The sequence below is a fragment of the Bacillus sp. JJ1127 genome, from assembly GCF_036965845.1.
Lineage (GTDB): Bacteria > Bacillota > Bacilli > Bacillales > Bacillaceae_G > Bacillus_A.
In genome coordinates this window covers 1,687-2,004 of the sequence record NZ_JBALQK010000065.1, presented here as the reverse complement: position 1 = coordinate 2,004, position 318 = coordinate 1,687, and the positions used below count along the sequence as shown (strand labels likewise).

Here is a 318-nt window from a genome sequence, read left to right as displayed (position 1 = left end):
TTTACCTAGTTTCTTCAAGAAATTAATCTTTTTAGTATTGATTTGGAATAAAGTTTGATACTTTATTTACACAGAAAGGAACATTAGGTATGAAAGAGTCAAGAGACGCTAAAGATTTAATAGATAGTTTAATACCAATGGGAATGATTTTTGGTTGTGCTATCGGTGTAATTTTGGGCATGCTTTTCAAACCAAGTTTTCTAGTGTTTATAGTTAGTTTAGGAACTGGAATAGGCTATTTATTTGGAGTTATTGCTTCTGGAATTTATAGTAAGAAAGGAAAATCATAGTTTGAGAATATGATCAAACTTTTTTATA

1 protein-coding gene is annotated in these 318 nt (G+C 28.6%); it reads left to right on the top strand.

The features are described 5' to 3' along the window. Window positions 1–89: 89 nt before the first annotated feature. Window positions 90–290 carry a hypothetical protein gene (locus V7183_RS08325; RefSeq protein WP_335359193.1) on the top strand — a complete coding sequence of 67 codons (201 nt, stop codon included), beginning with the start codon at window positions 90–92 and terminating at the stop codon, window positions 288–290. Window positions 291–318: the final 28 nt, after the last annotated feature.